The sequence below is a fragment of the Hydrogenophaga sp. genome, from assembly GCF_050182545.1.
Classification (GTDB): Bacteria; Pseudomonadota; Gammaproteobacteria; order Burkholderiales; family Burkholderiaceae_C; genus Hydrogenophaga.
The window spans coordinates 152839-177341 of the sequence record NZ_JBFXCD010000002.1 but is presented as its reverse complement, the minus strand read 5'-3'; the positions used below and the strand labels follow the sequence as shown (position 1 = coordinate 177341).

Annotated in this window: 22 protein-coding genes and 1 tRNA gene; 9 read left to right on the top strand and 14 right to left on the bottom strand. The window is 69.4% G+C overall.

Translation table 11 applies throughout. The annotated features are described in order from the left end of the window. Window position 1 precedes the first annotated feature (1 nt). Window positions 2-646, bottom strand: a complete 645-nt coding sequence (locus AB7P10_RS02930) for a glutathione S-transferase (protein ID WP_428292347.1) — start codon at window positions 644-646, stop codon at window positions 2-4. Between the two features lie 103 nt (window positions 647-749). On the opposite strand from AB7P10_RS02930, the gene AB7P10_RS02925 reads away from it, so the two are divergent. From AB7P10_RS02925 to AB7P10_RS02915, 3 genes are all read left to right on the top strand, one after another. Next, on the top strand, window positions 750-1142 hold the full coding sequence (locus AB7P10_RS02925; RefSeq protein WP_428292346.1) for a DUF2946 domain-containing protein: 393 nt from the start codon (window positions 750-752) through the stop codon (window positions 1140-1142). A gap of 136 nt (window positions 1143-1278) precedes the next feature. Then, on the top strand, window positions 1279-1776 hold the full coding sequence (locus AB7P10_RS02920) for a copper chaperone PCu(A)C (protein ID WP_428292345.1): 498 nt from the start codon (window positions 1279-1281) through the stop codon (window positions 1774-1776). 10 nt (window positions 1777-1786) lie between these two features. Further along, complete coding sequence (locus AB7P10_RS02915; protein WP_428292344.1) at window positions 1787-3202, top strand: PepSY-associated TM helix domain-containing protein; 1416 nt, start codon at window positions 1787-1789, stop codon at window positions 3200-3202. Here AB7P10_RS02915 and AB7P10_RS02910 read toward each other — a convergent pair whose 3' ends face one another. Further along, a complete protein-coding gene (locus AB7P10_RS02910; protein ID WP_428292343.1) occupies window positions 3203-4318 on the bottom strand; it encodes an ABC transporter ATP-binding protein in 1116 nt (371 codons plus the stop codon). A gap of 80 nt (window positions 4319-4398) precedes the next feature. Here AB7P10_RS02910 and AB7P10_RS02905 point away from each other — a divergent pair, with 80 nt between their 5' ends. The 3 genes from AB7P10_RS02905 (at window position 4399) to AB7P10_RS02895 (ending at window position 7151) form a co-directional block, all read left to right on the top strand. After that, the gene (locus AB7P10_RS02905) at window positions 4399-6006 is read left to right on the top strand and encodes an ABC transporter permease (protein ID WP_428292342.1); all 1608 of its coding nucleotides are present in this window, start codon (window positions 4399-4401) and stop codon (window positions 6004-6006) included. 52 nt (window positions 6007-6058) lie between these two features. Next, window positions 6059-6514: a twin-arginine translocation signal domain-containing protein gene (locus tag AB7P10_RS02900; RefSeq protein ID WP_428292341.1), complete on the top strand. Its 456-nt coding sequence runs from the start codon at window positions 6059-6061 to the stop codon at window positions 6512-6514. An 82-nt stretch (window positions 6515-6596) separates the two neighbouring features. Beyond that, complete coding sequence (locus AB7P10_RS02895) at window positions 6597-7151, top strand: glycine zipper 2TM domain-containing protein (RefSeq protein WP_428292340.1); 555 nt, start codon at window positions 6597-6599, stop codon at window positions 7149-7151. 18 nt (window positions 7152-7169) lie between these two features. Here AB7P10_RS02895 and AB7P10_RS02890 read toward each other — a convergent pair whose 3' ends face one another. Then, a complete protein-coding gene (locus AB7P10_RS02890) occupies window positions 7170-7601 on the bottom strand; it encodes a VOC family protein (RefSeq protein ID WP_428292339.1) in 432 nt (143 codons plus the stop codon). Window positions 7602-7745: 144 nt separating this feature from the next. On the opposite strand from AB7P10_RS02890, the gene AB7P10_RS02885 reads away from it, so the two are divergent. Further along, window positions 7746-8999 (top strand): nucleoside recognition domain-containing protein, encoded by a 1254-nt coding sequence (locus tag AB7P10_RS02885; protein WP_428292338.1) that lies wholly within the window; start codon window positions 7746-7748, stop codon window positions 8997-8999. A 13-nt stretch (window positions 9000-9012) separates the two neighbouring features. Here AB7P10_RS02885 and AB7P10_RS02880 read toward each other — a convergent pair. The 6 genes from AB7P10_RS02880 to AB7P10_RS02855 all read right to left on the bottom strand — a co-directional run bounded on the left by AB7P10_RS02880 (window position 9013) and on the right by AB7P10_RS02855 (window position 13801). Further along, a tRNA-Arg gene (locus AB7P10_RS02880) sits at window positions 9013-9087 on the bottom strand. 54 nt (window positions 9088-9141) lie between these two features. Further along, window positions 9142-10149 carry a 2Fe-2S iron-sulfur cluster-binding protein gene (locus AB7P10_RS02875; RefSeq protein ID WP_428292337.1) on the bottom strand — a complete coding sequence of 336 codons (1008 nt, stop codon included), beginning with the start codon at window positions 10147-10149 and terminating at the stop codon, window positions 9142-9144. Continuing rightward, window positions 10146-11120: a PdxA family dehydrogenase gene (locus AB7P10_RS02870; protein WP_428292336.1), complete on the bottom strand. Its 975-nt coding sequence runs from the start codon at window positions 11118-11120 to the stop codon at window positions 10146-10148. Before AB7P10_RS02870 ends, AB7P10_RS02875 begins: the two co-directional genes overlap by 4 nt. Beyond that, on the bottom strand, window positions 11117-11581 hold the full coding sequence (locus AB7P10_RS02865) for an aromatic-ring-hydroxylating dioxygenase subunit beta (RefSeq protein WP_428292335.1): 465 nt from the start codon (window positions 11579-11581) through the stop codon (window positions 11117-11119). Before AB7P10_RS02865 ends, AB7P10_RS02870 begins: the two co-directional genes overlap by 4 nt. Window positions 11582-11583: 2 nt before the next feature. Continuing rightward, complete coding sequence (locus AB7P10_RS02860) at window positions 11584-12816, bottom strand: aromatic ring-hydroxylating dioxygenase subunit alpha (protein WP_428292334.1); 1233 nt, start codon at window positions 12814-12816, stop codon at window positions 11584-11586. Window positions 12817-12829: 13 nt separating this feature from the next. After that, the gene (locus AB7P10_RS02855; RefSeq protein WP_428292333.1) at window positions 12830-13801 is read right to left on the bottom strand and encodes a Bug family tripartite tricarboxylate transporter substrate binding protein; all 972 of its coding nucleotides are present in this window, start codon (window positions 13799-13801) and stop codon (window positions 12830-12832) included. A 77-nt stretch (window positions 13802-13878) separates the two neighbouring features. On the opposite strand from AB7P10_RS02855, the gene AB7P10_RS02850 reads away from it, so the two are divergent. Then, on the top strand, window positions 13879-14679 hold the full coding sequence (locus tag AB7P10_RS02850; RefSeq protein WP_428292332.1) for an IclR family transcriptional regulator domain-containing protein: 801 nt from the start codon (window positions 13879-13881) through the stop codon (window positions 14677-14679). Between the two features lie 6 nt (window positions 14680-14685). On the opposite strand, the gene AB7P10_RS02845 is transcribed toward AB7P10_RS02850, so the two are convergent. After that, on the bottom strand, window positions 14686-15612 hold the full coding sequence (locus tag AB7P10_RS02845; RefSeq protein ID WP_428292331.1) for a LysR family transcriptional regulator: 927 nt from the start codon (window positions 15610-15612) through the stop codon (window positions 14686-14688). A 121-nt stretch (window positions 15613-15733) separates the two neighbouring features. Here AB7P10_RS02845 and AB7P10_RS02840 point away from each other — a divergent pair, with 121 nt between their 5' ends. Then, window positions 15734-16378 carry an FMN-dependent NADH-azoreductase gene (locus AB7P10_RS02840; protein WP_428292330.1) on the top strand — a complete coding sequence of 215 codons (645 nt, stop codon included), beginning with the start codon at window positions 15734-15736 and terminating at the stop codon, window positions 16376-16378. Between the two features lie 120 nt (window positions 16379-16498). Here the strand turns inward: AB7P10_RS02840 and AB7P10_RS02835 are convergent, their stop codons facing one another. The 4 genes from AB7P10_RS02835 to AB7P10_RS02820 are packed head-to-tail and all read right to left on the bottom strand — an operon-like array spanning window position 16499 to window position 24498. After that, the gene (locus tag AB7P10_RS02835; RefSeq protein WP_428292329.1) at window positions 16499-20656 is read right to left on the bottom strand and encodes a translocation/assembly module TamB domain-containing protein; all 4158 of its coding nucleotides are present in this window, start codon (window positions 20654-20656) and stop codon (window positions 16499-16501) included. Window positions 20657-20663: 7 nt separating this feature from the next. Further along, window positions 20664-22691 (bottom strand): autotransporter assembly complex protein TamA, encoded by a 2028-nt coding sequence (locus AB7P10_RS02830; RefSeq protein WP_428292328.1) that lies wholly within the window; start codon window positions 22689-22691, stop codon window positions 20664-20666. Window positions 22692-22698: 7 nt separating this feature from the next. Continuing rightward, window positions 22699-23886 carry a vWA domain-containing protein gene (locus tag AB7P10_RS02825; protein WP_428292327.1) on the bottom strand — a complete coding sequence of 396 codons (1188 nt, stop codon included), beginning with the start codon at window positions 23884-23886 and terminating at the stop codon, window positions 22699-22701. Between the two features lie 18 nt (window positions 23887-23904). Continuing rightward, on the bottom strand, window positions 23905-24498 hold the full coding sequence (locus AB7P10_RS02820; RefSeq protein WP_428292326.1) for a GNAT family N-acetyltransferase: 594 nt from the start codon (window positions 24496-24498) through the stop codon (window positions 23905-23907). Window positions 24499-24503: the final 5 nt, after the last annotated feature.

Here is a 24503-nt window from a genome sequence, read left to right as displayed (position 1 = left end):
CTCAGCCCTTGGACCTGCTGAGCATCAGCTCGGTGTTCACCTTGCGGTCCGCGTTGACCTTCTGCACCGTGGGCCGCTCGGCCAGTTTCTTCAGGTAGTCGCGCACCGGTAGATCGGCCAGGAAATCGCGGCCGTAGATGATCTTGGTCGCGCTGCTGACCAGCGGCAGGTGCACCGCGCCCGCGCAGTCGGCGAGCGTGAACGCCTCGCCTGCCAGGAAGGGGGAGAACTTCGCCAGCTTCGCGAACGCCGCGATGTTCTTCTCCAGCTGCGGCGCGATCTTCTCCTTGGCGCTGTCGCTCACCTTGCCGCCGAAGAAGGCCTCTGGGTAGAGGTTGCGCGCCACCAGCTCCAGGTGCAGCTCCAGGTAACGCACCAGTTCGCGCACCTTGGCGGCTTCGAACGGGTCGGCCGGAATCAGCGGGTGCTGCGGGTAGGCCGATTCCAGGTAGTCCAGGATCACGGTCGATTCGGACATGGCGCCGGTGTCGGTCTTGAGGTAGGGCACCTTGCCCAGTGGGCTGCAGGCCTTGTCGGTTTCGCCCACCCAGGCCAGTTCTTCCTCGAACGGCAGGCCCTTCTCCAGCAGGGCGAGCTTGACCTTGTTGTAGTAGTTGCTGGCCGAGAAGCCGCAGAGTGTGAGCATGTGGTGTGTCTCCATGGAAAGGGTTGTGGCGCCATCGTAGTCGCGGGGACGGGCCGCCGGGCGTCCCGCAGTTGACGCGGCCCGGTGGGTAAAATCGGCCGCCATGTCCCTGTCTCGCGCCACCCACCGTCTTGCTGCCTGGCTGGCCCTGTTCGCCATGCTGCTGGGTGCGCTCGCGCCCACGGTGGCGCAGGCGGTCGTCGTGTCCCAGGGCGGCCAGGGCTGGGTGCAGGTGTGCAGCGCCAGCGGCATGGTCTGGGTGCAGGCCGATGCGCTTGAGGCGCAGGTTGACGCCGATGGCCAGAAACCCATGGCCGACGCCTCGCGCCACTGCCCATGGTGCAGCCTGCAGGGAGCGGCTGGCCTGCCGCCCGCACTCCCTTCGCAACCCGTGGCCCTGGAGTCCCGCACCGAGCGGCCGCAGGCACGCGCTGGCGCGCCCACACCGTCCACGCACTGGCCCGCAGCGCCCTCGCGCGCGCCGCCGCTGGCCTGATTCCTCTCTGCGGTTCGCCTGGCCACCCCACCCGGTGGTGCGCGGCCGTCCCGTTTCCCCGCCTCGCGTTCGCGCCCCGATGTGGCCGGACCGGGCAACCCCCGAATCCTGTCTTTCCCTTTCAAGGGCTGCTTCCATGAAACAACTGCTCATCTCCACCCTGCTGGCCGTCACCGCCGGCGCCTGGGCGCAAGCGCCCGCCGCCCATGTCGACGTGAAGGACGCCTGGGTGCGCGCCACCGTCGCGCAACAAAAGGCCACCGGCGCCTTCATGCAACTCACCGCCCGCACCGACACCCGCGTCGTCGAAGTCAGTTCCCCCATTGCCGGCGTGGTGCAGATCCACGAAATGGCCATGGACAAGGATGTGATGCGCATGCGCGAACTCAGCACCGGCCTGCCCCTGCCCGCGGGCAAGCCGGTCGAGCTCAAGCCGGGTGGCTACCACGTGATGCTGATGGACCTCAAGGGCCAGGTGAAGGCCGGCGACGTGGTGCCCGTGACGCTGGTGCTCGAGGGCAAGGACGGCCAGCGCTCGACGCTGGAAGTCAAGGCGACCGCGCGTGCCCTCAATGCCAAGGCGCCTTCGGCCGCCGCAGCGCCCGCCGAAGCGCACGGCAAGCACAAGCACTGAGGCGGTCACGATGACCGCTCAAGCACAAGGCGCGTCCGCCGCGGACGCGGGCACGGGTGCGACCCGGTTTCAGGCTGTGGCCTGGCGCTGGCACTTCTACGCCGGCCTCTATGTGGTGCCGTTTCTGCTCATGCTGGCGCTCACCGGCGCCGTGATGGTGTTTTTCACCGGCTTCCAGACCCGCCTCGGGCCGGTCGTGACGGTGGCGGTGCCGGCGGGCCAGGCGCCGCTGCCGGTGGGCGCGCAGGCGGAGGCCGCGCTCGAACTGCGTGCGGGTGCGCTGCTGCGCGAGTACATCGCGCCGACCGCGCCCGGGCGCGCCAGCTGGTTCGTGGTCGCGCGCGACGGCGTCACCGAAGCCGTTGCGGTGGACCCGTACACGGCCCGGGTGCTGACGCTGGTGGACAAGGACAACACCGTCTTCTCCTGGGCCGAGAAGATCCACGGCACGCTGCTGCTCGGCGACGTGGGGGATCGCCTGATCGAGGTCGCCGCCGGCTTTGGCGTGGTGATGATCGCGACCGGCCTCTACCTCTGGTGGCCGCGCGGTGGCACCCGCTGGGCGCAGGTGCTGCTGCCCGACCTGCGCCTGCAGGGCCGGCTCTGGTGGCGCTCGCTGCACGCCAGCGTGGGCTTCTGGATCAGCGCGGTGCTGCTCACCTTCCTGCTCTCAGGCCTGGCCTGGTCCGGTGTGTGGGGCGGCCAGTTCGTACAACCCTGGGGCTCCTTTCCTGCGGAGAAATGGGGCGATGCCATCCAGTCCGGTGTCGCGCATGGTTCGCTCAACCCGCCGGGTCAGCACGAAGTGCCCTGGGGTCTGGAGCAGACCCCGCTGCCGGCATCGGGGTCGGCTGCGGGCGCCGCGGGTGTGCCGAGCGGCCAGCCCGTGAACCTGGACACGGTGGCAGCGCTCGCGATGCGGCTTGGCTTCGTGGGGCAGCACCACATCCAGCTGCCGCAGGGTGCCACGGGCGTGTTCACCATCTCGGCCGACACCATGAGCGGCGATCTGAAGAACCCCACGCAGGACCGCACCGTGCATGTGGACCGCTACAGCGGCCGCGTGCTGGCGCAAGCCGCCTACGCCGACTACCCGCTGCTGGCCAAGGCCATGGCGGTGGGCATCGCGCTGCACCAGGGCGACCTGGGGCTGTGGAACGCCGCGCTCAACCTGTTGTTCTGCCTGGCCATCGTGTTCCTGTGCGTCAGCGGTGTGGTGATGTGGTGGAAGCGCCGCCCGCGTGGCAGCGCGCGCCTGGCGGCGCCACCCCTGCCGCGGGACCTGCCCTTGTGGAAGGGGGGCGCGCTGGTGATGTGCGCGGTGGCGCTGGCGTTCCCGCTCACGGGGGCGGTGCTGCTGGCGGTGCTGGTGCTGGATGGGCTGGTGGTCTCGCGCCTGCCGGCGTTGCGCGCCGCGCTGCGCTGATCAGGCTGGCGGAACCCGTGCCACGCCCGGCGCGGGCGGCGAGCTCGCGCCGGAGCCGCGCTCGAAGGTGACCACATGATCCACCTCGGCGCGGATGCCGATCCACTCGCCCACGGCGTGGTTGTGGTGCGAGGGCACGTGCGTCATCAGCAGCTCGCCACTGGCCAGGCGCAGTGTGTAGAGGAATTCCGAGCCGCGGAAGGCCTTGCGCAGGATCTGCGCCTTCACCGGCGCGTCGTCGTCATGCACGATGTCGTCGGCCCGCAGCAGCACGTCGCACAGCCCGGCTTCATAGGCAGTGGGCAGGGGGCATTCCTCCACGTCGTGCAGCAGGCCCAACGGTGTCTGCACCGAGACGTCGTTGCCCTGCATGCGGATCTGCGCGGGCGTGAACACGCCGTGGCCGATGAACTCGGCCACGAAGCGCGTGGCCGGGCGGTGGTACAGCGCGTAGGCGTCTTCCCACTGGTGCAGGTGGCCTTCGTGCATCACGCCGATCAGGTCGCCAATGGCAAACGCTTCGAGCTGGTCGTGCGTGACGAACAGGGCGGTGGCGCCAGCGGCTTTCAGGATGCCGCGCACCTCGTGCGCCAGGCGCTCGCGCAGGTCCACGTCCAGGTTGGAGAAGGGTTCGTCCAGCAGCAACAGGCGCGGGCGCGGCGCCAGCGCGCGGGCCAGCGCCACACGCTGCTGCTGCCCGCCCGAGAGTTCGTGCGGAAACCGTGCCTGCATCCCGGTCAGGCCCACCAGCTGCAGCACCTCGGCCACGCGCGCGTCGCGCTCGGCGCGCGGCAGGCGGTGGATGCCGAAGGCAATGTTCTGGCCCACGTCCAGGTGCGGAAACAGGGCGTAGTCCTGGAACACCATGCCGATGCGGCGCTGCTCGGCCGGCATGTGGTGCCGGTCGTCGCTCACCGTTTCGCCATCGAGCGTGATGCTGCCCCCACTGGCGCGCTCCAGGCCCGCCACGGCGCGCAGCAAGGTCGTCTTGCCACAGCCGGAAGGGCCGATGAGCACGCCGATGTCACCCGCGCGCAAGCCGAGCGTGACGCCGTCAACCGCCGCATGGGGCAGACCGGGGTAGCGCACGCTGAGTTGGGAGATGTCGAGAAACATGGGAGGCTCATTGTAGATAACTACAATTCTCATTTGTGTTGACGCGGGTCAACGGCCCTTTCACCCGGAATTCCTTGACCATGCTGCGTTGGCTTGCCCCGGCCCTGTTGATCCTGCTGGCCCTGTTGCTCACGCTGCCGGTGCTGTCGCTGGGGGCGTCGTGGTTGCAGTTCGATGCCGCGGCGCGGGACGTGCTGGGCCAGATGGCGCAGACCGTGCTGCCCGAATACATGCTAACCACACTGGTGCTGTGCGCGAGCGTGGCGTTGGGCGTGGCGCTGGTCGGCATGGCCACGGCAAGCGCCGTCACCCTGTTCGACTTCCCCGGCCGGCGCGTGTTCGAGTGGGCGCTGCTGCTGCCGCTGGCCATGCCGGCCTATGTGGTGGCTTACGCCTACACCGACTTCCTGCAGTTCAGCGGCCCGCTGCAGGTGTGGCTGCGCGAGAGTTTCGGGCTGCGCGGGCGGCTGCTGCCCGAGGTGCGCAGCACCGGCGGCGCGGTCTGGGTGTTCACCTTCTCTCTCTATCCCTATGTGTACCTGTTGGCGCGCACCGCGCTGTCGGAGCGCGCCGCGCAGCTGATGGAAGCGGCCCGTCTGCTGGGTGCGCCGCTGGCGCGGCGCATCCGCGAGGTGGCGCTGCCGCTGGCGCGTCCGGCCGTGGCCGCTGGCGTGGCGCTGGCGCTGATGGAGACGCTGGCCGACTTTGGCGTGGCCAGCTACTTCGGCATCCAGACCTTCACCGCTGGCGTGTACAAGGCCTGGCTGGCCATGGACAACCGCCTCGCTGCCGCGCAACTGGCCACCGTGCTGCTGGCCACGGTGGCGCTGCTGCTCTGGCTGGAACACCGCGCGCAGCGCCGCATGCGTTTTGCCACGCTGCGCGGCCAGCGCGCCGGCAGCGCCGAAGCGCAGCCCGTGCGCCTGCGTGGGGGGCGCGCGGCGCTGGCCGTGGCGGCGTGCGCGCTGCCCATTGCTTTCGGCTTCGTGCTGCCCGTGCTGTTCATGCTGCGCCCGCTCATTGGTGGATGGGACGAACTGCCCTGGACCGCCTTCGTGCAGTGGACGCGCAACAGCCTGTGGCTGGCCAGCCTGGGGGCCTTGCTGGCGACCGCGATCGCGCTGGCGCTGGCGTTTGCGCAACGGGCGCGCCCGGGGCAGGTCACCCGCGGCGTGGTGCAACTGGTCAGCCTGGGCTACGCCGTGCCCGGCGCGGTGATCGTGGTCGGCCTGCTGCTCCCGGTCGGCTGGGTGCAGGCCGTGCGGCCCGAGTCCAGCGTGGGCTACTGGGTGACCGCGACCGCGCTCGGCATCGTCTGGGCCTACCTGGTGCGCTTCACGGCGGTGGCGCTGCAGTCGGTGCAGAGCGGTTATGCCCGCATGCCGGCCAGTCTGGACGACTCTGCCCGCATGCTCGGCACCACCGGCCTGGGCCTGGCCGCGCGCGTGCACTGGCCGCTGCTGAAGCGCTCCACCGCCGCTGCGCTGCTGCTGGTGTTCGTGGATGTGATGAAGGAGCTGCCCGCCACCCTGGTGCTGCGCCCTTTCAACAGCGACACGCTCGCCGTGGTGACCTACCAGCTCGCGCGCGACGAGCGCCTGGGCGAGGCGGCGCTGCCGGCGCTCACGCTGGTGCTGGTGGGTCTGGTGCCGGTCATCCTGCTGAGCCGGACTTTGCGACAGCGGTAAGCAGGTGTTGCGGCGGCTTGTGCGGCAAGGCCTGCGCTGCTCCAATGCGTCCATGCCGCTGCCCCTGCCACCCATTAAAGAACAACGCCGCCACTTCATGGTGCTGGCCACGGCCGCTGGTGCCGCCGCTCTGGTGGCCGGCTGTGCCCCGTTCTCGCGGCCCTTGCCCGGCCAGGCCCCCGCCAGTGCGGCCTACCGCCGCGAGGCCGCGACCCATCTCTACCGCAAGTACCCGGATCGCATCTACCGCGGCCAGCTGCCACCGATGTTGTATGCCATCGGGGTGCTGGAGACGGAGATTGATCAGGGCGGGCGCGTGGGTTCGTTGCGCTGGCTGCGCGGGCCCAGCCATGCGCCGGAGGTCATGAGCGAGATCGTGCGGCTGGTGCGGCTGGCCGCGCCGTTTCCCTCGCCCCCCGGCTTCGGGCGGGTGCAGTACGTCGACACCTGGCTGTGGGACCGCAGCGGGCGCTTCCAGCTCGACACGCTGACCGAGGGGCAGTTGTGAACTCTTACCTTCCGTAACAGACCCGGCTGCATGCCCGACACAGGCCCCCGCTAGATTGGGGCCCTGCGAAAGGAGCATGCACATGGACAAGTCAATGATGAAGGGCATCGCCGTCGGGGGCCTGGCGATGGTGGTGCTGGGGGCCGGTGGTGTCACGGGCTACCAGGCGTTGTCGAAGCCGGCCACCGCCGAAGTGATTGCCGTCAAGGAGGTCATGCAGACGGTGGTGACCCCGCGCGAGCTGTGCGAGGATGTGGCGGTGCAGAGGCAGGCGCCGGTGAAGGACTCGAACCGCATTGCCGGCACCGTGATCGGTGGCGTGGCCGGTGGTCTGCTGGGCAGCACCATTGGTGGCGGCAGCGGCAAGACGCTGGCCACCGTGGCCGGCGCGGCCGCCGGCGGCTACGCCGGCAACCAGGTGCAGAAGAACATGCAGCAGAAGGACGTCGTTACGACGACCGAGCGCCGCTGCCGGACCGTGAACGACAAGTCGCAGAAGCTCAGCGGCTACAACGTCACCTACCGCCTCGACGGGCAGGAGAGCACGGTGCGCATGTCGTTCAAACCCGGTGCCACGCTGCCGGTGAAAGACGGCAAGGTGGTGACGACACCACCACCCGCCGACGCGAAGTCGTAGCCGCCTCGCGCGTCGCCTTCAGCCCTTGGGCATGTCGCGCGGCCCTCCGTTCACGCCCCAGGGCGTGCCGAAGCGGTCCGTCACCATGCCGAAGATGTCGGCCCAGAACGTCTCGGCCAGCGGCATGCCCACCTTGCCGCCTTCGGCGAGGGCGTTGAACACGCGCGTGGCCTCGGCCACCGTGGGGAAGGTGATGGCCATCATGCAGCCCTGGATGCCCGAGAACGGCACGCCCGGTGGCGCGTCGCCGGCCATGAGGGCGAAGTCCTTGTGCACCAGGTAGGCGTGCATGATGCGCCCGGCATGCTCGGGCGGCACCGGGTCGCCACCGGGCATCTCGCCGTAGGTGATCAGCGCTTCGAGCTTCGCGCCAAGCACCTGGGCATAGAACCGCATGGCTTCGGCACAGTTGCCGTCGTAGGACAGGTAGGCGCAGAGTTGCGTCGTCATGGGAATCTCCTGAAAAAGGGGTGAATGAATCCCGGGTGTGCTGGCCCGGTGTGCTGGCTGCCACACGGACGACGAACGGGACGCGGCCATTTCGACATGCCCTGCGGCGCGGCGCCCCGTGATCAGCGGCTACCATCGCTGCTCATGGCGCTCAACTGGGTCTGGATCGGTCTTTTCCTCGTGGCCTTCGCCACCGCCCTGGTGCGCTGGGTGCTGGGCGAGGACGGCATCCTGCAGGCGCTGCTCACCGCCCTGTTCGACGGCGCGCGCTCGGGCTTCGAGATTTCCCTGGGCCTGGCGGGCGTGATGGCGCTCTGGCTGGGTCTCATGAAAGTGGGCGAGCGCGCCGGCATGATCGAACTGCTGGCCCGCCTCGCGGGTCCGCTGCTGCGGCGCCTGTTCCCGGGCGTGCCGCAGGGCCACCCGGCGCAGGGCGCGATCACCATGAACGTCTCGGCCAACCTGCTGGGCCTGGACAACGCGGCCACGCCGCTGGGGCTCACCGCCATGCGCGAGCTGCAGACGCTCAACACCGAGAAGCCCGGCACCGCGAGCAATGCGCAGATCATGTTCGTGGTGATGAACACCGCCGGGCTCACGCTGATACCGACCTCGGTGATCGCCATCCGCCAGAGCATCGCGCTCAAGCAGGGGCTGGGCCCGGGCTTCAACGCGGCCGACATCTTCCTGCCCGTGCTGCTCGTGACCTTCATCGCGCTGCTGGCCGGTGTGCTCGCGGTGGCCGTGTGCCAGCGCCTGCCCCTGTGGCGCCCGCGCTTCCTGCTGCCGGTGCTGGCCGTGGGGGGCGTGCTGGCCTGGGCGGTGACCGCGCTGGCGCAGCTGCCCGCGGAGGACGCGGCGCGCGTGGCCGGCGCCACGGGCGCGGGCGTCATCCTGGGCGTGGTCGCGCTGTTCCTGCTGGCTGGTGCGTGGCAGCGTGTGAACGTCTACGACGCTTTCATCGACGGCGCGAAAGAGGGCTTTGGCGTGGCGATCCACATCGTGCCCTACCTCATCGCCATCCTGATCGCCATCGCCGTGTTCCGCGCGGCTGGCTGCATGGATTTCCTGATGTCGGGCATCGGCGCGGCCGTGGCCGCGATGGGCTGGAACACCGACTTCCTGCCGGCCTTGCCTGTGGGCCTGATGAAGATCCTCTCGGGCTCGGGTGCGCGCGGCCTGATGATCGACGTGATGCAGACCCACGGCGTGGACTCCTTCCCCGGGCGCCTGGCGGCCATCGTGCAGGGCTCGACCGAGACCACCTTCTACGTGCTGGCGGTGTACTTCGGCAGCGTGGGCGTGAAGCACGCGCGCCACGCACTGGCGTGCGCGCTGTTCGCGGATGTGGTGGGTCTGGCGGCGGCGATCGGCGTGGGCTACGCGATGCTGCGCTGAGCGGGCCTGCAGGTGGTACCACCAACAGGAATCGAACCTGTATCTAGCGCTTAGGAGGCGCTCGTTCTATCCATTGAACTATGGCGGCGAAAACGAGCCCGCATTGTACGGGCGCGCCCGGGGCGGGCACCGCGCGTTCCGGCTATGAGGGCGCGGAAGAGGGGCCCGGCACGAACACGTCGGCGTGGAAGTCTTCGTGGGCCAGGCCCTTGTCGGTGGCCGCGGCGCGCACGGCGGCCACCATGGGTGGCGAGCCGCAGCAGTAGACGACATGACCGGCCAGCGAACCACAGGTGCTGCGCAGTGCCGCGTCCACCCGACCCGGGAACGCGCCATCCGATGGAGCCGCGCTCAGCGCCGCGATGAAGCGCATGCCGGGCCACTGCTTCTGCCAACGCGCCACCGCCGGGCGCAGATACAGGCCTTCTAGGTCGCGCGCGCCCCAGATCAGGGTGATGTCGCGCTGCACGCGTTTTTTCATCATGTCGTCCAGGATGGACTTGACCGGTGCGAAGCCGGTGCCACCGGCCACGAACACGATCGGGCGCGTGTCTTCGGCTGCCAGGGCCACGTTGCCGAACGGCAGTTCGATCTGGAGCAGGTCGCCCGGTGCAAGTTGCGCCACGCGGGCGCTGAACTGGCCGCCGGCCACGTGGCGGATGTGCAGGGTGGCGCCATCGCTCTCGTGCGGCGGGTTGGCCATGGAATAGCACCGCGCGCTGCCGTCTTCCAGGCGGACCTGCAGGTACTGGCCGGCCTGGAACTTCGCGCGTTGCCCGGCGGGCAGGCGCAAGCGCAGCAACGACACATCGGCCGCGACCAGCTGGTTGCTGTACACCCTGGCGGTCAAGGTCTTGCGCGCGGCGGGGTCGATGCGTTGCCAGGACACCGGTTGCAGCACCACGTCGGTGACGGGTTCGCACAGGCAGTAGAGCACCTGGTCCGGGCCGCAGGTGTCGTTGCGGATGGCCGCGCCGTTCAACCCGCGCACCTCACCCGATGCAATGCCGCCCGCGCAACTGCCGCACACACCCTTGCGGCAGGAATAGGGCAGCTCGATGCCGGCGTGCAGGGCCGCGTCGAGCAGGCTCTGGCCGGGCGGGTTGTCGAAGGCGACGTTGGTCGCCTGGATGGCAATGGTGTGGCTCATGACGTTGGGTCGTGCGTTCGTGCCTCGCCCGACAGCAGGGCGATCGTGCGCAACAGCGCGGTGGGGTCGGCGATGCCGCGGCCCGCGATGTCCATGGCGCTGCCATGGCCCACGCTGGAGAGCAGGGCGTCACCGCCGATGCTCAGGGCGCTGGCGGCGTTGGGCGCGAGCAGCTTGATGGGGATGTGGCCCTGGTCGTGCAGCATGGCCACGTACAGGTCGTGCCGGCGCTGCGACAGCACCATGTCGGCACCATGCGGACCCTCCACGCGGTGGCCCTCTGCGCGCAGGGTGGCCATGGCGGGGACCACGATCTGCTGATCCTCGGGGCCGAACAGCGTGCCTTCCGAGGCGTGCGGGTTGATGCCGAACACGCCGATGCTCGGGTCGTTCACGCCCAGCAGGGCGCAGGCGCGCACGCCGGCCCGCACCGCCTGCTCGACGAGCGTCGGCGTCATGCGGTTCAGTGCCGTGCGCACGCTCTCGTGCAATGTCACGTGCACGATGCGCAGGCCACCGCCCACCAGCATCAGGAACACCTCGTCCTGCGGCATGCCGCAGACGCGCGCCACCAGCGAGGGGTAGCCGCTGAAGGCGATACCGGCCTGGTGGATGGCGGTCTCGTGGTGTGGGCAAGCGATCACCGCGTCGAAGTCCCCCGCACGCACGGCCTGCAGCGCAGCAGTGGCCGATGCCACCGTGGATGCGCCGCCGGCGGCGTCGATGCGGCCGGGCACGGCCGCACTGTCGGGCAACGAGCCAGCCTCGACGTGCCGGATCTGCGATAGCAGCGCCGACAGCCCGCAGACGGCAGCGGCCCGCTGCAGCACCGCGGCGGGCCCGAACAGGGTGATGCGGTCGCGCTGGTCCTGCTCGAGCGTGGCCAGCGCCTTGAGCGCGATCTCGGGGCCGATGCCGTTGGGGTCTCCCGCTGACAGAGCCAGGCGACGCGGTGTCTGCGAGGTGATCACAGCGGCAGCGCCATCAAGGTGTCGGTCACCGTGCTGTCGCAGATGGCCACGCGCTCGGCCAGCAGCACGTTGCCGGCATTGCGCACGAACCGGTCGCTGTACACGCCGGTGGCAAACACCTCGCTCTGGCCGGTGGCCATGATGCGGACCACGACGAACGGGGTGCGTGCCCGCGCGGTGTCGCCCTCGGCAGACTCCACCAGGGGCACGCCCAGCAGGTGGCGGTAGCGCTGGCGTTCGTAGATGTTGGCCTCGCGCAGCGCGGCGATGCGGTCTTCCAGCATGGCGCGCGAGTCGGCGTAGACGATGCCGGCGGCCAGACCTTCCTGCTCGTTCTCGACGTGGGTGATGCGGTAGTGGCAGTCTTCGGTGAAGAACGCGGGCCAGGCTTCAAGCGCGTCGCTGTCGATGGTGTGGGCGTAGCGGGCGTTGAAGGCGGCGATGGTCAGCAGGTCGATCATGCTCAGCCCTCCATGTGGTGGCGGTAGGCTTTCCAGAAGCCGCGCACCGAGGTTTCGGTGGCGCGGCCCTCGCTGGAGCCGGATTCGTCGCCGCCCATCTCCAGCACTGCTTCGAGCTGGCTCGCGCCGGCAATGCCGCGCTGCACGAAACCGCCCACGGCTCCGTCTTCCATCGAGATGAAGCCGGCCGGCCCCACCAGGTTGGCCTGTTTCAGGCGCAACTTGCGCTGTTCGGGGGTGTCGTCGATGTAGCCGAAGTAGGTCCAGTTCAGCTCGGTGCGGTCCACGCCCTTGGGCAGCACCTGGCGCACGGCCAGGCAGTTCTGGATCTGCTGCAGCACGAAGCCCGGAAACACCGAGAGGATCTGCAGCGTCACGCCGTCGTCGAACTCCTTGAAGCCGGACAGCAGGGACGGGTCCTTGAGGCGGTAGCGGTCGTTGTCCGAGCGCAGGGCCTGGTCCCTGTAGGAGGAGTCCTTTTCCGCCGTGGTGTCGATCATGGAATAGCTCACGTGGTGGCCGCCCGATTCGTCGACGATGACGCCGCCCTTCTGTGACAGGCGGTTGAGCTCGAAGGTGGTGAAGAACATGTGCAGCAGGCTGGCGTGGTAGCTGTCCTTGACGTTCTCGACGTACAGCTTCCAGTTGTTGGGCAGGGCCTGCGTGAAGCGACCGATGACCTGCACCGGCTTGTGCATCACGCGCTCGATGCGCTGGCAGATCTCGTCGCCCAGGTACTCCTCGATGTCGGGCACGTCGTCGGAGAAGCTGCCGAACACCAGGCCGCAATACACGGCGATGCGCAGCTTGCGCGGGCCATGCTCTTCCTTGCAGAAGTCGGGCGGCATGCCGCCCTGGCCCTTCACGCCTTTTTCAAAGGCAACGCCGGTCAGGTCGCCCTGTCGGTTGTAGCTCCACGCGTGGTAGACGCACTGGAAGTTCTCGGCCTTGCCCGATTTCTCCAGCGCGATCAGCGCGCCGCGGTGCGCGCAGCGGTTCTCGAACGCGTAGACCTCGCCGTCGCCGTCGCGCACCACCACCACCGGCGTGGTGCCGACGAACGTGGTGCGGTAGCTGCCCGCTTCGGGCAGGTCCGCGTCCAGGCAGAGATAGTTCCAGGTGTTGCCGCGGAAGATCTTCTCCTGCTCCTGTTCGGGAACTTGCGTGTCGCTGTACAGCGCGTAGGGAATGCGCGTGAGCGCGTCGCTGCGCCAGTGGATGGTCTGTTCGTGCATGACGGGCTCTCTCTCACTCCAGGGTCACGTTGGCGCTCTTGATGACTTTGTTCCATTTGTCGGACTCGGCCTGGATGAAGCGGCCGGTCTGCTCGGGCGACCAGCCGCGTGGCTCGGCGCCCTGTTCGGCAAAGCGGGACTTCACGTCGGGCATGGCCAAGGCTTCGGCAATCTGCTTCTGCAGGGCGGTGGCGGTGGCCGCGGGCGTGCCGGGAGGCGCCACCACGGCAAAGAAGGTGACGGCGTTCATGCCGGCCACCTTCGATTCTTCGAAGGTGGGCACCTGGGGCAAGGCGGCCGAGCGCACCGCGTCCGCGATCGCCAGGATGCGCAGTTTGCCGGTTGTGTGGAACTGCGCGGACGAACTCAGGTTGTCGAAGAACACATCGACCTGGCCACCGACCAGATCGACCAGCGCGGGGGCTGTGCCACGGTAGGGGATGTGGGTCATCTCGGTGCCCGTCAGCTGCATGAACAGGCTGGCCGTCAGGTGCGAGGTGGAGCCATTGCCCTGCGAGGCATAGGTCACCTTGCCTGGATTCGCCTTCAGGTAGGCGATGAATTCGGCCACGTTCTGCACCGGCAGCCGGGTGCTGACCGCCAGGACGTTGGGCACGGTGGCCATCACCGTCACGGGCACCCACTGGGTGGGATCGAAGGCGAGCTTCTTGTACAGGTGGTGGTTGATCGCGATCGGTCCGGGTGGAGAGGCCAGGAAGGTGCTGCCATCGGGTGCCGAGCGGAACACCACTTCGGCGCCGATGTTGCCGCCCGCGCCGGTGCGGTTCTCGACCACCACGCCCGCCGCATAGTGCGTGCGCAGCTTTTCCGCGAGGATGCGCGGCAGCACATCCGCGGTGCCTCCGGCCGGGAAGGGGACGATCAGTTTCAGCAGCGAAGGGGTTGACTGGGCAAATGCGCTGCCGAACAGACACGAGGCCAGTGCGAGGGCCACACCAAGGCGGCGCGAGAAAGAATGGGTCATGGGATGTCTCCGTGATGGCTCAATGGGGAAGGCAAGTGTCCCCACACACAGGGGCTGGAACAAGCTAGATTTGCGCTATGCGCAAGAATCCGCCTGCAGCGTTGACCGAGGTCAACGCGGTTGACCGCCATTTCGTCACGTCCCTGCAGAAGGGGCTGGACGTGCTCACCTGCTTTGGCCGGCAGCACAGCCGCCTGACGCTGTCGGAGGTGGCGCGCCTGACCGGCATGTCGCCGGCCTCCGCGCGGCGCTCCCTGCTCACGCTGGAACAACTGGGCTACCTGAACAGCGATGGCAAGCGCTTCTGGATGCAGCCGCGCGCGCTGCTGGTGGCCAATGCCTACCTGTCCTCTCGGCCCATGCCTTCGCTGGCGCAGCCCTTGCTGGATGCCTTGTCCGAGCGCACACGCGAGTCGGCCTCGCTGGGGCAGCTGCTGGACAACGACGCGATCATTGTGGGGCGCTCCACGGCGCGGCGCAGCCTGAGTGCGGGGCTGGGCATCGGCTCGCGTCTGCCGGCCTATTGCTCGGCGCTGGGCCGCGTGTTGCTGGCCGGGCTGCCGCCGCAGGAAGCCCAGGCTCGCCTGCGCGCCATGCCCCGCGTGGCACTGACGCGCCAGACGATCTTCAGCGTGCCGCGCGTGGTCGAGCTGGTGCAGCGTTGCCGCGAGGAAGGCTATGCAACCAACGACGGCGAGCTGGAAGTCGGCGTGCGGTCCATGGCGGTACCGGTGCGCGACCGGCAGGGTCAGGTGGTGGCGGCCATGAGCATTGCCGTGGGCGTGGAGCGCATGGGCATGCACGAGTTCCGGGACGCCTTCCTGCCCATGCTCAAGCGCGCGCGCGACACGCTGGTGGCCCGCCTCTTCCCTGGCTGAGCGTGCTTACGCAGTGACCGAGCGGCGCAACAGGTTGCCGCACACCGGCACGTACTCACCCAGGAAGTCGAGGAAGGAGCGCACGGCCGGCGACATGCCTCGGCGCGAGGGAAACACCGCGTGCACCACGCCCACCGGCGTGCTCCATTCGGGCAGCAGGCGCACCAGCCGGCCGTCGCGCAGCTCGTCCTCGCACATGTAGTCGGGCAGCCAGCACATGCCGCTGCCGCCGAGCACCGCGTACTTGAGGGTGAGCAGGTCGTCGGCGATGTAGCGCGGGGCGTATTGCAGGGTGGCCTCGCGGCCTTCGGCGCTGGTGAGGCGGATGTTGACCAGGCCGTCCGTGGCCGACATCGCCACGCTGTCGAGCCGGCCCGCTTCCTCCAGCGTGGACGGCGTGCCCTGGCGTGCCAGCAGCGCCGGGCTGGCCACGAGCACGGAGCGCGCCTGATCGAGCCGCTTGATGACCAGGCTGCCGCTTTCCTCCAGCGTGAGGCGCACGCGCAGGGCCACGTCCACGCCTTCCTGCACCAGGTCCACCACGCGGTTGTTGACCTCCATCTCGACGCGCACCTTGGGATGCCGCGCCAGGTAAATCGGCATCACCTCGCCCAGCACCGTCTGCGCCAGCGTGACCGGGCAGACCACCCGGATCGTGCCGCGCGGTTCGGTCTGCACGTGGGCCACGGCATCGGCGGCGGCCTGGGCCGATTCGCGCAGCGCCTGGCAATGGCGCAGGTAGGTCTCGCCCACGTCGGTCAGGGAAAGCTTGCGCGTGGTGCGCTGCAGCAGGCGCACGCCCAGCTGCGCTTCCAGTTCCGCCACCCGGCGAGAGAGGCGCGACTTGGGCAGGCCCAGGTTCCGGGCGGCGGCCGCGAAGCTGCCGCGCTCGGCGACTTCGGCGAAGAACAGCATGTCGTTGAGGTCCTGCATGGGCGTTATTGTCCTGTTGGTGGAACGATATGTCGCAATTCTGCCTACTTATCAGGGATTGGGTGCGAAATCACAATCTATCCATGGCCACACGGCGTGGCTTCCCCTACCGGAGATTTCCATGCAACTGCTTCACATCGATTCCGCCATCACCGGCGACCAGTCCGTTTCCCGCCAGCTGACCGCGCAGACCGTGGCCGCCTGGGTCGCCGCCCACCCGGGCACTCAGGTGCAGCACCTGGATCTGGCCGCCAGCGTGGTGCCCCACCTGGGCGCCGATGCGCTGGGTTTCCGCACCGGCCAGGCCGCCGCCACCGAGGCGCAGCGCCAGGAAAACGCGCTGTCCGAGGCGCTGGTGAGCCAGTTCCTGGCGGCCGACGTGGTCGTGATCGGCGCGCCCTTGTACAACTTCACCATCCCGACCCAGCTCAAGGCCTGGATCGACCGCGTGGCGCAAGCCGGCCGCACCTTCACCTACACCGAACAAGGGCCCAAGGGCCTGGCCGGCGGCAAGACGGTGATCGTCGCGCTGACGCGCGGTGGCGTGTACTCGGCCAGCGATGCCGGTCGCGCCATGGAGCACCAGGAGACCTACCTGCAGACGGTGCTGGGCTTCTTCGGCATCACGGACGTGCGCTTCGTGCGCGCAGAGGGCGTGGCCATGGGTCCCGAACCCAAGGCCCAGGCGCTGGCCGCGGCCGAGAGCGAGATCCGCAAGCAGACCGCCCAGGCCGCCAACCAGTCGGCCGTAGCCCAGGCTGCCTGAAACATCTACACATCCGGAGCGCGACGCCCCGGTCCAGAACACCGCGGAACCGGCTGTGCCGGGCCGCAGGTGTTGCCCCCCTGAAAGGGGGGTGACGCGCCAACGGCGCGGCGCGGGGGGTCAGTCAAATGCCGTGGTGAAGATGAGATCGATCGCGTTCTCGTCTCCCGCTCGCGCGCGCACCGTGAAGTGGCGCGAGAGGTCGTAGAACATCGACACCGTGCCCACCGCGCCCGCGAGGCTGCTTTCGTAGCTCAGGTACAGCTTGTTGGACAGGCGCTTGCCCAGCGTGACAGCGGCGGCCGAGGTGGTGCCGTCGGCGTTGGTGCTGCTGCCGGCGAAGCTCAGTTCGTCCAGCCCGAAGGCGCCGGCCAGGCCACCGTCAAACGCGCCGCCGCCGCCCCGGCTGGCCAGCAGCGCAATGGCCGCTTGCTGCAGCACGGCGGCTTCGGCGCCGGCGCCACTGGCTGGGCGGCCGAGCACCAGCCAGGCGAGTTTTTCGCTGTCGGGCAGTTCCGGGTCGGAGAACAGGCGCACGCGCGGCAGCTGCGCGGAGCCGCTGATGACCACGCCCACGCGCTGGGTGGTGTTGGGGCGTACGGCGGTGATGTCCAGCGTGGGGTTGTCGTAGGGCCCGTTGAAGCGCAGCACCCCCGTTTCGATGACAAGTTGCTGGCCATAGGCGCGGTAAGTGCCGCGCACGGTGCGCACCTCGCCGATCACGCGCGGCGTGGGCGCGGCGGGTGTGGTGCGCACATTGAGACTGCCGCTCAGGCGGGTCTGAAGGCCCTGGCCGCGCACCTCGAAGTTCTCGCCCAGATCCAGATCGACCAGCACGTCGGGTTGCACGCGGAACGCGTTCGGGTCTTCCAGCGGAATCTCGGTGCCGCGCACGACCACGTCGTCGCCCAGGCTGGGCGTGGTGTCCTCGGGCAGCGCGAACAGGGCTTCGTCGGCGGTGAGCTGGCCCCGCAGTTGCAGCGCCGGGCCTGCGAGCTCGGCCTGCAACTGTCCTGAGAGTGTGAGGCGCCGGTCGGCGCGGGTGGAGACCCGCAGCCGGGTGGCGGTGGCCTGCAGGCTGATGTAGGGCTGTCGCCGCTGCACGCCGTCCACGGTGACGGTGCGCCATTCGGTGCTGCCGCTGGCCAGCAGCGAGCCACCGTTGTCCGCGCCGCCCCGGCCCTCCAGGTAGAAGCGCTCGATGGTGATGCGTTCGCCCGCGAGCGTGGCGCGCAGCTGACCGCGCGAGAACGAGATGCCGTTGACGAGCGAGCGCAGGGCCAGGTCATCGGCGCGCAGGCTGCCGTTGAACAAGGGCGCCGCGCGTGTGCCGGCTAAGGTGAGATCGGCGGCGAGCGAGCCGCGCATGCGCCAGCCGGGCGGCGCCAGCGCCGACCACAGCCCGACCTGCGGCAGGCTGGCCTTGATGCTGCCGCGCAAGGGGGCCTCTTCGGGCCAGTGCCAGGCGGGCGTGTCGGCATCGGGCGGGCTGAGCGAGGTGCTCAGGTCGGCGCTGGCTTCACCCAGGCGTTCGCTGTCCCAGCGCAGCACGGCGCGCACCGTGCTGCCCTGGGTGTCCAGGTTCAGGCGCGCCTCGCGGATGCCCGTCTGCAGGCGCAGGCCGGTGCTGCTGTTGGCGTCAAACGCCCCGTCGGTCTGCACGGAGAGGTCGCCGCTGCGGCGCTGCAGCTGGGCGGAGAGTCGCGGCGGCGTGCCGGCGTCGGCGGGCAACGTCAAATCCCAGCTGCCATCAAACACGACGTCACCGCCCAGGCCGGACTGGCTCAGCGGACCGTTGCGCGCGCCCTCGGCGGTGGCCAGCGCGTCCACCCACGACAGCGGCAGGCCGGTGAGCTGGCCGCGCGTGTCCAGCGCGCCGGCGTTCCAGGTCAGGCGCTCCCACGCCAGCGTCATCGGTTGCGTGACGTTGGGGATGGCCGCCGCTGCCGCGGTGGTGGCCGTGGGGGCCGTGGCCGTTGCCGGCGTGGCCTTGCGGCGGAACACCGGTTGCAGCCGCAACTGGCCTGGGTCGGCCCGCAGCTGCAATGCCTGGCTGCCACGCGCGCCCTGCCATTGCACCGCGAGTGGGGCGGCGTGCTCCAGGGTCCATTCCACCGTGCGGTCGGTGCGCGCGCTGTCGACCGCGCGCAGCGTCAGCCGACTGAGTTCCAGGCGACCGGTATCGATGTCGGGCTGGCGCCCACCTCCCATCTGCAAGACCCCTTCGGTGTCGAGCGTGGCGCGCCAGGGTCCTTGTTCGGCCTGGCCAGCGAGATTGAGCGTCAGGCGGTTGGGCGAGCCTTCGGCGCGCAGGCGCAGCGCGCTGAGGGCGATGGTCTGCTGGGGCGCAGCGCTGCTGTCTGGGGTGCGGGCCGCGCCTTCGCGCGCGAGGCGCAGCTGCGGCGCGCTCAGGTCGATCTGCAGCCGTGGCGGCGCGGCGGAGCCTGCAGCGCCCGTGGCGGGCGCCGGGTACCCGAACGCGCCCAGGCCTCCCTGCCACGCCAGGCCCAGCCGCCCACTGCCTTCGGCTTGCAGGCTGGGCTGGCCATCCAGCGCGCTGCGCACGGCAGGGCCGATCACCGGCAGGGTCTGCAGGCCACGCACCCAGGCCAGCACGCGGCTGCCGTCGGTCAGGTTCAGGTCGAGCGCGCCCTGGCCTTGCGCATGCGCGGCCTGGCCTTTCCAGTCGAGCTGCGCGCCAGGCAGCTGGAGCGCCATGCGCCCGTCAAAACTGCGCGCCAGCGTGTCGAACGTGCCCTGGCCCTCCAGCGTCGCGTCGGCCGCGGCCAGGCGGGCTTCGCGCAGTTCGAGCACGCCTTGCGCGGGGTTGTCGGCGGCGGTGGGTCGCCAGAGGCCTTTCAGGTCGAGCTCGCGCAGGCGCAGGCCGGCCAGGGCACTGGCCCGTGGCTGCGTGCCCGAGGGTTCGACGAGGGCAACGAAGTCGATGGCGGCGCTCGCGGTGCCGGCGTCGACCGTGCGTGCAGAGACGGTGCCGTCGAGCGCGGCCGGCGCGATGCCGCTCCAGATCTGCGCGGGGTTGATGCCACTGGCCTTGAACTCGCCCTGCCACTGGCCCAGCGGCGAGGCCTGCGCGCCGCTGGCAGGTTCGCGCCAGCCTTCTCCCTGCAGGCGGCCGCTGCCCAGCCGCGCATCGAGCTTCGAGAGCGTCCAGCGCGCGCCGCGCTGTTCGAGATCGGCGTCGAGCTGGTCCAGGGGCAGGCGCTTTTGATCGGCCGGGCCGCTGCCGGCGTTGGTCAGGCGCAGCTCGGCGCGCCAGGCTTCGCCCTCGGGGCGGGCGTGCAGCGTGCCGCTGAGCTGCGTCACCGGCGCCTGGGGCCAGAGCGCGGCGAGGTCGATGCGGTCCAGGGTGGCGTCGGCCGATTCGACCGGCTGGCTCTTCCAGGGCCGCAGGCGGGCCGTTGCATCGAGCGTGGGCGCATCGCCAGGCGCTGCACCACCGAGGGCCTTCAGGCTGGCACTGGCGTCGAGCGTGGCGTCCAGCGTGGCGAGGCTGCCGGTGATCCTGGCCAGGGCCTCCAGCGCGATGGGCTCGCCGCTGCCGGGCACGCTGGCCTGGACCACGCCCTGCGCGTCCACCCGCAGGGGCATGGGCGCCTGCGCGCCCAGCAGGGCCTTGAGCTGGTAGCGCCCGCCCGCGACCTGCAGGTTGTCCAGGTCCAGCTGGTGGGCATCGGCCACGCCGAGGTTCCAGCGGCTGTCGGCCGGTCGGTATTGGTACAGGCCTTTGAGGGCCGCGAGGCCGAGGGGTTGTTCCCCACTATTCAGCACCAGTTCGTCGATGGACCAGGGCAGGGTGACGGGCAGCGGCAGCGCGATGGGCTGCAGCGGCTCGGGTGGGGTGGCTGGACGGGGCGGGCGCTGGTCGTCAATGCTCAGGCGTGCGATGTCGAGTTGCGAGAAGCGCACACCCCGGCCCAGCAGGGCGTCGAGCCAGAACCACGCGCTCAGGCCGAGGCGGGTGTCGGTGAGCTGCACGGTGAGGCCGTCGCGCCGCCACTGCAGCCGCCCGATCTCTCCGCCCGACAGCAGGCTGCCCTGCACGCCGGTGGCCTCCAGGGTACCGACCTGGGGGCCCTGTTTCGCCATGTACCGCTGGCCCCAGCCGATGGCCTGGGCGAGCGAGCCTGGCGACGCCGCCCAGAGCCCGAAGGCGAGCAGCGCCACCAGCACCAGCGCGCCCAGGCCGCCAGCGACCCAGCGCACCACGCGGCCGAGGCGCGAGGGCGGGGGGGCGATGGTGTCCGGATCGGTTCCCATGCCAGGGTCAGAAAGTGAAGCCGACGTTGAGGTGCAGGCGCCAGCGCCGGGTCTCCAGGCCATAGGCCAGGTCCAGCTGCAGCGGGCCGACCGGGCTGTTGTAGCGCAGGCCGGTGCCCACGCCCCAGACCGGGTCGAGGTCGGCCGGCCGGTTGGCAATGGCGCCGCCGTCGATGAAGAGCACCTGTTCCCAGTTGGAGCGCTGGTCGCTGTTCCAGATCGGGCGCTGCCACTCCAGGCTCACCACCGCCTTGTAGCGGCCCGGGCCAATGCTGCCGTCGTCGCGTGGCACGCCGATGTCGCGCAGACCGTAACCGCGCACGGTGTTGTCGCCACCGGTGAAGAACAGCTGCGTTTCGGGCACCGGGGCGGTGTCGCGCGCCACCACGGCGCCGCCCTCGACGCGCAGGGCAAGACGGCCGAGTTGCGTGCGCCGCTGGGCAAGGGCGGAGACGTCGCGCGCCTGGCCGGGCACGGGGTCTGCGGTGCGCGCGATCGCGCCCAGCGGCCAGTACGTGAGCCAGCGCGCCTGCGTGCGGCCGAAGGGCTGGCGGTCGGTGCCCAGCGTGTAACCCAGGCCCAGCTCCACCGCCAGGCCATAGCCGCGTTGGGGAAAGATCAGGTCGTCGAAACGGCGCCGCGTCCAGGCGTAGTTGGCGCTGATGGAGGATTCCGGTGTTTCGGCGACCGGGTCGGGGACCAGGCTGTTGACCACTCGGGCGCGGTCGTATTGCAGGTAGAAGCTGCGGTCGTACTCGGTGCCGAGCTGCGTGCGGCCCACGCGCAGGCGCTGGCTGGTGGTGGTGGTGAGGTCGTTGAGCTGCTCGGCCAGCTGCAAGCCGACCACCTTGCGCCAGCCGTCGTCGTCGGGGATGGAACTCCAGTCGGTGCTGGCGAGCTGGTCGTCGCGCTCGAGCTGCAGCTTGCTCAGCGCGCGCCAGCCAATGCCTGGCACGCTGTTGTGGGTGTGCTCCAGCGACAGGCGCGCGCCGTTGTCGGTGCTGCCGCCGATACCGATCACCACCTTCTGCCGCTTGCTCTCGCGCAGTTGCACCATCACCGGCAGGGTATCGCCATCGGTGGTGGGCTCGACATAGACGAACACAGAGTCGTAGTAGCCGCTTTCGGCCACGCGCCGCTGCGCTTCCTGCAGCTTGTTGATGTCGTAGTCGCTGCCCGGGGTCAGGCCGGAGAGGCGCACCAGCCGCTCGGCGGTGATGGGGTCGTAGCGCTCGGCGCCCAGGACCTTCACCTCGCCCATGCGCATGGCCTTGCCGGAGTCCAGCTCGATGTAGAGCCGCGCCTCGTGCGTCTCGGCGTCGATGTCGGCCAGACTGTTCTGCACCCGGCCCGAGGGATAGCGCTGTGCGATCAGGCGGCGCAGCGCGGCGGTCTTGGTGCGGTCCCAGTCGGCCTGCGAAAAGGGCAGACCCTGGATCAGAGCGGCTTCGCGCTGTATCTCGGCGCGCTGCGCAGCGGCCTCGGGCGCGTTGGCGATGTCCCCCACGAAGGACACGTTGACCAGGGCCACTTGCGTGAGCGGGCCGGGATCGACGCGCACCGTGATCGTGCCCAGTGGCTGTGGCGCGGCGCGGGCTCCGCCATTGTTGTTCGCGTCCTCGGCCGCGGCCTCGCCCAGACCGGGAGGTGGGATCACCTCGACCGTGGGCGAGAAATGGCCCAGCGTGGCCAGCAGCTGGCGCACGTCGGCCGGCGCGAGCGCGAGCAGGCGGCCGAGCTCGTTGGCGTCGAGGTTGCGCAATTCGCGGTAGCGCTGCACCTCCATGTGGCGCAGGAGGAAGTCACCGATGGCTTCGGGTGCCTGCATGTGGATGTCGAAACGGGGGCCCGCGGGCGCGCGCGTCCGGGACCGGCGCGTGTCCGTGCCATCTTCCGGGGTGTCGTCCGCGCTCGTCGCGGACGCGCTGGAGGGCGCGGTTGTGCCCTGGGCGTGCGCGGCGAGTGGCCACAGCAGCGCCGCGCACAGGCACATTGGCCACACCAGGGCGGTGTGGCCCGGGAAGGGAAATCTCATGCGGCGGTTATTTCGAGAGCAGTCGCATCGTGTCTTCCAGCCCCTTGAGGGTCAGCGGGTACATGCGCTGGCCCATCAGCTGCTGGATCACGCTGATGCTCTGTCGATACTGCCACACCCCTTGAGGTTCCGGATTGATCCACGCGTACCTGGGAAATGCATGCGTGAGCCGCTGCAGCCATTCGGCGCCAGCTTCTTCGTTGTTGTACTCGACGCTGCCGCCGGGCTGCAGGATCTCATACGGACTCATGGTCGCGTCGCCAACGAAGATGAGCTTGTAGTCCTTGTTGTACTTGCGGATGATGTCCCAGGTCGGGAACTTCTCCGCATAGCGGCGCCGGTTGTTCTTCCACATGAAGTCGTAGACGCAGTTGTGGAAGTAATAGAACTCCAGATGCTTGAATTCGCTCTTGACGGCGGAGAACAATTCCTCGACACGCTGGATGTGCTCGTCCATGGTGCCGCCCACGTCCATGAGCAGCAGCACCTTCACGTTGTTGTGCCGCTCCGGAATCATCTTGATGTCCAGGTAGCCGGCGTTGGCCGCTGTGGAGCGGATCGTGTCGGGCAGGTCGAGTTCGAGGTCGTTGCCCTCGCGCGCGAATTTGCGCAGGCGGCGCAGGGCAACCTTGATGTTGCGCGTGCCCAGTTCCTGGGTGTCGTCGTAGTCGCGGTAGGCGCGCTGCTCCCAGACCTTCACGCCGCTCTTGTTGCCGCCCTTGCCGCCGATGCGCACACCCTGCGGGTTCTGCCCGCTGTTGCCGAAGGGTGATGTGCCACCGGTGCCGATCCACTTGCTGCCGCCCTCGTGGCGTTCCTTTTGCTCTTCCAGCCGCTTGCGCAGCGTCTCCATGAGCTCGTCCCAGTCCATCTTCGGCGCGTTGGCTTTCTGCTCCTCGGACAGGATGCGCTCCATCTCCCGGCGCAGCCAGTCGGCCGGAATGGGCTTGGTGAAGTCGGCGATCATCTCGACGCCCTTGAAGTAGGCGGCGAAGGCGCGGTCGAACTTGTCGTAGTGCTTCTCGTCCTTCACCAGCGCGGTGCGCGCCAGGAAGTAGAAGTCGTCCATGGAACAGGCCTCGGGATTGCGGGGTCCCACCACGTCGGCCTGCATGGCCTCGAGCAGCACCAGGTATTCCTTGACCGAGACCGGCAGCTTGGCCGAGCGCAGGGTGTAGAAGAAGTCGATCAACATGGTCGTGATCTCCCGGGTTCAGTTGTGCAAGCCACGCAGGTAAAGCAACTGCGCCTTGGCCTCGGGCCATTCGCCCGAGCGCATGCTGTACATCACCGTGTCGCGGATGGTGCCGTCGCGGCGCAGCGCGTGGCCGCGGATGACACCGTCCTTTTTCGCGCCCAAGCGCTCAATGGCCTTCTGGGATGCGAAGTTGTAGTTGTCGGTGCGCCAGCCCACCACGTGGCAGCCCAGCGTGTCGAAAGCGTGCCCCATCATGAGCAGCTTGCAGGTGGTGTTGACGTGGGTGCGTTGCACGCTTGCGGCGTACCAGGTGTAGCCGATCTCCACCCGTTTCACCGCCGGCAGGATGTCGTGGTAACTGGTGCTGCCGAGCACCCGGCCGGTCGCCTCGTCGGTCACCGCAAACGCAAATCGGTGGCCTTCGTCGCGCATTTTCAGCGCGGTTTCGATGTAGCCGTGCGTCTCGTGCGGTTCGGGCACCGAGGTGATGCGCAGCTTCCACAACTCGCCGTCGGCCGCGGCGGCGCGCAGGCCGTCTTCGTGCTCAAGCGACAGCGGCACCAGGGCGATGCCGTTGTTGCGCAGGGTGACGGCTTCGACGAAGGCCATGGCGC

What these genes read in the sequence shown, in the direction of transcription:
- AB7P10_RS02885 (WP_428292338.1), top strand. Translation starts at nt 7,746, where the DNA reads ATGGCGCTCAACTGGGTCTGGATCGGTCTTTTCCTCGTGGCCTTCGCC.
- AB7P10_RS02915 (WP_428292344.1), top strand. Translation starts at nt 1,787, where the DNA reads ATGACCGCTCAAGCACAAGGCGCGTCCGCCGCGGACGCGGGCACGGGT.
- AB7P10_RS02895 (WP_428292340.1), top strand. Translation starts at nt 6,597, where the DNA reads ATGGACAAGTCAATGATGAAGGGCATCGCCGTCGGGGGCCTGGCGATG.
- AB7P10_RS02910 (WP_428292343.1), bottom strand. Translation starts at nt 4,318, where the DNA reads ATGTTTCTCGACATCTCCCAACTCAGCGTGCGCTACCCCGGTCTGCCC.
- AB7P10_RS02925 (WP_428292346.1), top strand. Translation starts at nt 750, where the DNA reads ATGTCCCTGTCTCGCGCCACCCACCGTCTTGCTGCCTGGCTGGCCCTG.
- AB7P10_RS02860 (WP_428292334.1), bottom strand. Translation starts at nt 12,816, where the DNA reads ATGCACGAACAGACCATCCACTGGCGCAGCGACGCGCTCACGCGCATT.
- AB7P10_RS02845 (WP_428292331.1), bottom strand. Translation starts at nt 15,612, where the DNA reads ATGCAGGACCTCAACGACATGCTGTTCTTCGCCGAAGTCGCCGAGCGC.
- AB7P10_RS02930 (WP_428292347.1), bottom strand. Translation starts at nt 646, where the DNA reads ATGCTCACACTCTGCGGCTTCTCGGCCAGCAACTACTACAACAAGGTC.
- AB7P10_RS02830 (WP_428292328.1), bottom strand. Translation starts at nt 22,691, where the DNA reads ATGAGATTTCCCTTCCCGGGCCACACCGCCCTGGTGTGGCCAATGTGC.
- AB7P10_RS02920 (WP_428292345.1), top strand. Translation starts at nt 1,279, where the DNA reads ATGAAACAACTGCTCATCTCCACCCTGCTGGCCGTCACCGCCGGCGCC.
- AB7P10_RS02890 (WP_428292339.1), bottom strand. Translation starts at nt 7,601, where the DNA reads ATGACGACGCAACTCTGCGCCTACCTGTCCTACGACGGCAACTGTGCC.
- AB7P10_RS02855 (WP_428292333.1), bottom strand. Translation starts at nt 13,801, where the DNA reads ATGACCCATTCTTTCTCGCGCCGCCTTGGTGTGGCCCTCGCACTGGCC.
- AB7P10_RS02820 (WP_428292326.1), bottom strand. Translation starts at nt 24,498, where the DNA reads ATGGCCTTCGTCGAAGCCGTCACCCTGCGCAACAACGGCATCGCCCTG.
- AB7P10_RS02905 (WP_428292342.1), top strand. Translation starts at nt 4,399, where the DNA reads ATGCTGCGTTGGCTTGCCCCGGCCCTGTTGATCCTGCTGGCCCTGTTG.
- AB7P10_RS02825 (WP_428292327.1), bottom strand. Translation starts at nt 23,886, where the DNA reads ATGTTGATCGACTTCTTCTACACCCTGCGCTCGGCCAAGCTGCCGGTC.
- AB7P10_RS02875 (WP_428292337.1), bottom strand. Translation starts at nt 10,149, where the DNA reads ATGAGCCACACCATTGCCATCCAGGCGACCAACGTCGCCTTCGACAAC.
- AB7P10_RS02840 (WP_428292330.1), top strand. Translation starts at nt 15,734, where the DNA reads ATGCAACTGCTTCACATCGATTCCGCCATCACCGGCGACCAGTCCGTT.
- AB7P10_RS02850 (WP_428292332.1), top strand. Translation starts at nt 13,879, where the DNA reads ATGCGCAAGAATCCGCCTGCAGCGTTGACCGAGGTCAACGCGGTTGAC.
- AB7P10_RS02865 (WP_428292335.1), bottom strand. Translation starts at nt 11,581, where the DNA reads ATGATCGACCTGCTGACCATCGCCGCCTTCAACGCCCGCTACGCCCAC.
- AB7P10_RS02900 (WP_428292341.1), top strand. Translation starts at nt 6,059, where the DNA reads ATGCCGCTGCCCCTGCCACCCATTAAAGAACAACGCCGCCACTTCATG.
- AB7P10_RS02835 (WP_428292329.1), bottom strand. Translation starts at nt 20,656, where the DNA reads ATGGGAACCGATCCGGACACCATCGCCCCCCCGCCCTCGCGCCTCGGC.